Consider the following 5,530-nt stretch of genomic DNA (forward strand, 5'->3'; position numbering starts at 1 on the left):
AAGCGAACGCCCCGGTGCGGGATCTGGGAACGGGTCTTGTGTGGTGTGCGTCCGATTCTTGAGAACTCAACAGTGTGCCAATTGTTTTGTTGATGCCAATTGTTTGGTGTCCCTGGCCTGCAGTGCCTGGTTTGGGTGTTGTGGGTGTTTGGGATTTCTTTGGTAGAGCGGCATGGTTTTGGCGGGTGGCGTGCTCATCGTTGTGGTGGGTGTGTTGCTTGTTGGGATTGTGTTGTTTTGCTGGGATTGTTTCTTTTTTGATGTGGTGATGACTCTGCACCGTTTTGGTGGTGTGGGTTGTTGTTTATGCATTGATGGAGAGTTTGATCCTGGCTCAGGACGAACGCTGGCGGCGTGCTTTACACATGCAAGTCGAGCGGAAAGGCCCCTTCGGGGGTACTCGAGCGGCGAACGGGTGAGTAACACGTGGGTAACCTGCCCTTAGCTTCGGGATAAGCCTGGGAAACTGGGTCTAATACCGGATAGGACACATGGCCGCATGGTCTGTGTGTGGAAAGTTTTTCGGCTAGGGATGGGCCCGCGGCCTATCAGCTTGTTGGTGGGGTAGTGGCCTACCAAGGCGACGACGGGTAGCCGGCCTGAGAGGGCGACCGGTCACACTGGGACTGAGACACGGCCCAGACTCCTACGGGAGGCAGCAGTGGGGAATATTGCACAATGGGCGGAAGCCTGATGCAGCAACGCCGCGTGAGGGATGACGGCCTTCGGGTTGTAAACCTCTTTCAGCGCTGACGAAGCCTTCGGGTGACTGTAGGCGCAGAAGAAGCACCGGCTAACTACGTGCCAGCAGCCGCGGTAATACGTAGGGTGCGAGCGTTGTCCGGAATTATTGGGCGTAAAGGGCTCGTAGGCGGCGTGTCACGTCTGTCGTGAAAGCTCGGGGCTTAACTCCGAGTTGGCGGTGGATACGGGCACGCTAGAGTCCGGCAGGGGAGACTGGAATTCCTGGTGTAGCGGTGAAATGCGCAGATATCAGGAGGAACACCGGTGGCGAAGGCGGGTCTCTGGGCCGGTACTGACGCTGAGGAGCGAAAGCGTGGGGAGCGAACAGGATTAGATACCCTGGTAGTCCACGCCGTAAACGTTGGGCGCTAGGTGTGGGTTCCTTTCCATGGGATCCGTGCCGTAGCTAACGCATTAAGCGCCCCGCCTGGGGAGTACGGCCGCAAGGCTAAAACTCAAAGGAATTGACGGGGGCCCGCACAAGCGGCGGAGCATGCGGATTAATTCGATGCAACGCGAAGAACCTTACCTGGGTTTGACATACACGGAAATCCGGCAGAGATGTCGGGTCCTTTAAAGGGTCGTGTACAGGTGGTGCATGGCTGTCGTCAGCTCGTGTCGTGAGATGTTGGGTTAAGTCCCGCAACGAGCGCAACCCTCGTCCTATGTTGCCAGCGCGTTATGGCGGGGACTCATAGGAGACTGCCGGGGTCAACTCGGAGGAAGGTGGGGATGACGTCAAGTCATCATGCCCCTTATGTCCAGGGCTTCACGCATGCTACAATGGCCGGTACAAAGGGTTGCGATGCCGTGAGGTGGAGCGAATCCCAAAAAGCCGGTCTCAGTTCGGATCGGGGTCTGCAACTCGACCCCGTGAAGTTGGAGTCGCTAGTAATCGCAGATCAGCAACGCTGCGGTGAATACGTTCTCGGGCCTTGTACACACCGCCCGTCACGTCATGAAAGTCGGTAACACCCGAAGCCCATGGCCTAACCCTTCGGGGAGGGAGTGGTCGAAGGTGGGACTGGCGATTAGGACGAAGTCGTAACAAGGTAGCCGTACCGGAAGGTGCGGCTGGATCACCTCCTTTCTAAGGAGCATTTCTTGCCGGCACCCTTGTGGGTGGTGGTTGAGGAGCTACGCGCCAGGCGAGTGTTCTGGTGGTGGTGTGCTCGATGGTATGGAACGTCGATGAAACATTTCCCTGTCGTGCTGCTGTTGTGGTGTGGTGGGGGTTGGTGCACTGTTGGGTTTTGAGGGATCGGCCGCTGTGGTGGTTGGTTCGCTCGTGGCGGTTCTGGTTGTGCTGTCGTATCAGCCGTGCCTGTTGTGGGTGTGGTGTTTGACGGTGGTGGTGGCCAGGGTGCTGTCCGTGTTTTGAGAACTGTATAGTGGACGCGAGCATCTTCATCTTTGTGGTCAAGTTTTTAAGGGCGCATGGTGGATGCCTTGGTACCAGGAGCCGATGAAGGACGTGGGAGCCTGCGATAAGCCCCGGGGAGTTGGCAACCGAGCTATGATCCGGGGGTGTCCGAATGGGGAAACCCGGCGGCAGTGATGTGTCGTCACCTCCACCTGAACTCATAGGGTGGTTGGAGGGAACGCGGGGAAGTGAAACATCTCAGTACCCGTAGGAAGAGAAAACAATTGTGATTCCGTGAGTAGTGGTGAGCGAAAGCGGATGAGGCTAAACCGTGTGCGTGTGATACCTGGCAGGGGTTGCGCATGCGGGGTTGTGGGGTTCGAATGTTCCAGTGCTGCCATGCTGGTCTGAAGTGAGAAATCGTGGTTTAAGTCGAAGGGCTTGAAAGGTCCGGCGTAGAGGGTGTTACCCCCGTAGACGTGTCGGCTGCGACTTCAGTGTTCGTTCTCCCGAGTAGCATGGGGCCCGAGAAATCCTGTGTGAATCTGGCGGGACCACCCGTTAAGCCTAAATACTTCCTGGTGACCGATAGCGGATCAGTACCGTGAGGGAATGGTGAAAAGTACCCCGGGAGGGGAGTGAAATAGTACCTGAAACCATGTGCCTACAAGCCGTCAGAGCCTGTCCTTTGTGGTGGGTGATGGCGTGCCTTTTGAAGAATGAGCCTGCGAGTTAGTGGTGTGTGGCGAGGTTAACCCGTGTGGGGTAGCCGTAGCGAAAGCGAGTCTGAATAGGGCGTTTGTAGTCGCATGCTCTAGACCCGAAGCGAAGTGATCTACCCATGGGCAGGGTGAAGCGGAGGTAAGACTTCGTGGAGGCCCGAACCGACCTACGTTGAAAAGTGGGCGGATGACCTGTGGGTAGGGGTGAAAGGCCAATCAAACTTCGTGATAGCTGGTTCTCCCCGAAATGCATTTAGGTGCAGCGTCACGTGTTTCTTCCCGGAGGTAGAGCACTGGATGGCCGATGGGCCCGACAAGGTTACTGACGTCAGCCAAACTCCGAATGCCGGTGAAGTGAGAGCGTGGCAGTGAGACTGCGGGCGATAAGGTTCGTAGTCGAGAGGGAAACAGCCCGGACCACCAGCTAAGGCCCCTAAGCGTGTGCTAAGTGGAAAAGGATGTGGAGTTGCACAGACAACCAGGAGGTTGGCTTAGAAGCAGCCATCCTTTAAAGAGTGCGTAATAGCCCACTGGTCAAGTGATTCCGCGCCGACAATGTAGCGGGGCTCAAGTACACCGCCGAAGCTGTGGCAATCACACAAACAACCCAGCCGTTGATCCTTGTGGTCAGTGGTTCAGGTGTGTGGTTGGGTAGGGGAGCGTCGTGTGGCCGGTGAAGCGGCGGGGTGACCCAGTCGTGGAGGCTACACGAGTGAGAATGCAGGCATGAGTAGCGAAAGCAGGGTGAGAAACCCTGCCGCCGAATGACCAAGGGTTCCAGGGCCAGGCTAATCCGCCCTGGGTAAGTCGGGACCTAAGGCGAGGCCGACAGGCGTAGTCGATGGATAACGGGTTGATATTCCCGTACCGGCTGTGACGCGCCCATGTTGAGCCCGGTGATGCTAACCACCCGAACCCGTGCGTGGTTCTTCGGAACTGTGTGTGGGGGAGCGTGGGACCCGAACCGGTAGTAGACAAGTGATGGGGTGACGCAGGAAGGTAGCCCATCCCGGGCGATGGTTGTCCCGGGGTAACAGTGTAGGACGATGTGCAGGTAAATCCGTGCATCATGTGTCTGAGACTGGATGCCGAGCCGATTGTGGCGAAGTGGGTGATCCTATGCTGCCGAGAAAAGCCTCTAGCGAGTGTGACAGCCGCCCGTACCCTAAACCGACACAGGTGGTCAGGTAGAGAATACCAAGGCGATCGAGTGAACCGTGGTTAAGGAACTCGGCAAAATGCCCCCGTAACTTTGGGAGAAGGGGGGCCTGATACGTGAACCACCTTGCGTGGGGAAGCGTTGATGGCCGCAGAGACCAGGGGAGAGCGACTGTTTATTAAAAACACAGGTCCGTGCGAAGAAGCAATTCGATGTATACGGACTGACGCCTGCCCGGTGCTGGAACGTTAAGGGGACCGGTTAACCACTTTGTGTGGTGAAGCTGAGAACTTAAGCGCCAGTAAACGGCGGTGGTAACTATAACCATCCTAAGGTAGCGAAATTCCTTGTCGGGTAAGTTCCGACCTGCACGAATGGCGTAACGACTTTCCCACTGTCTCAACCACGGACTCGGCGAAATTGCACTACGAGTAAAGATGCTCGTTACCCGCAGCAGGACGGAAAGACCCCGGGACCTTTACTACAGCTTGGTATTGGTGTTCGGTTCGGCTTGTGTAGGATAGGTGGGAGACTTGGAAGCCCGCACGCCAGTGTGGGTGGAGTCAACGTTGAAATACCACTCTGGTCGTATTGGACATCTAACCTCGGTCCGTGATCCGGATCAGGGACAGTGCCTGGTGGGTAGTTTAACTGGGGCGGTTGCCTCCTAAAAGGTAACGGAGGCGCTCAAAGGTTCCCTCAGCCTGGTTGGCAATCAGGTGGCGAGTGTAAGTGCACAAGGGAGCTTGACTGTGAGACAGACATGTCGAGCAGGTACGAAAGTAGGAACTAGTGATCCGGCAGTGGCTTGTGGAAGCGCTGTCGCTCAACGGATAAAAGGTACCCCGGGGATAACAGGCTGATCCTGCCCAAGAGTCCATATCGACGGCATGGTTTGGCACCTCGATGTCGGCTCGTCGCATCCTGGGGCCGTAGTCGGTCCCAAGGGTTGGGCTGTTCGCCCATTAAAGCGGTACGCGAGCTGGGTTTAGAACGTCGTGAGACAGTTCGGTCCCTATCCGCTGCGGGCGCAGGAGACTTGAGAAGGGCTGTCCCTAGTACGAGAGGACCGGGACGGACGAACCTCTGGTGTGCCAGTTGTTCCGCCAGGAGCACGGCTGGTTAGCTACGTTCGGAAAGGATAACCGCTGAAAGCATCTAAGCGGGAAGCCTGCTTCAAGATGAGGTCTCCCACCACCATCGAGTGGGTAAGGCCCCCAGCTAGACCACTGGGTTGATAGGCCAGACGTGGAAGCACAGCAATGTGTGAAGCTGACTGGTACTAATAGGCCGAGGACTTGACACACACCACACACCAGTGTGGTGCACAGACAATGCTGCGCGTTCACTATACGGTTCCCGAGACACCGGCCAACACCCACCGCCAAGGTGACACGGTTGGTACGTCTCCATAAACGTCCGGTGGTCATAGCGAAGCGGGAAACGCCCGGTCCCATACCGAACCCGGAAGCTAAGCCCTTCAGCGCCGATGGTACTGCCTTCTAGCGGAGGTGGGAGAGTAGGACACCACCGGACACACAC

The 5,530-nt window shown here is 56.9% G+C and carries 1 protein-coding gene and 3 rRNA genes; 3 read left to right on the forward strand and 1 reads right to left on the reverse strand.

Annotated elements, in window-relative coordinates; translation table 11 throughout:
• A partial coding sequence (locus G1H10_RS32620) for a hypothetical protein (RefSeq protein ID WP_216853873.1) occupies positions 1–280 on the reverse strand: 280 nt, incomplete at its 3' end.
• Positions 281–311: 31 nt separating this feature from the next.
• Here G1H10_RS32620 and G1H10_RS31970 point away from each other — a divergent pair.
• The 3 genes from G1H10_RS31970 to rrf all read left to right on the forward strand — a co-directional run bounded on the left by G1H10_RS31970 (position 312) and on the right by rrf (position 5,524).
• Positions 312–1,834: ribosomal RNA gene (locus G1H10_RS31970) — 16S ribosomal RNA — on the forward strand.
• 327 nt (positions 1,835–2,161) lie between these two features.
• A 23S ribosomal RNA gene (locus tag G1H10_RS31975) occupies positions 2,162–5,294 on the forward strand.
• A gap of 112 nt (positions 5,295–5,406) precedes the next feature.
• Positions 5,407–5,524: ribosomal RNA gene (rrf, locus tag G1H10_RS31980) — 5S ribosomal RNA — on the forward strand.
• Together the 16S, 23S and 5S rRNA genes form the textbook arrangement of a ribosomal RNA operon.
• The last annotated feature ends 6 nt before the right edge of the window (positions 5,525–5,530 follow it).

It is taken from the genome of Phytoactinopolyspora halotolerans (assembly GCF_010550675.1).
GTDB lineage: Bacteria > Actinomycetota > Actinomycetes > Jiangellales > Jiangellaceae > Phytoactinopolyspora > Phytoactinopolyspora halotolerans.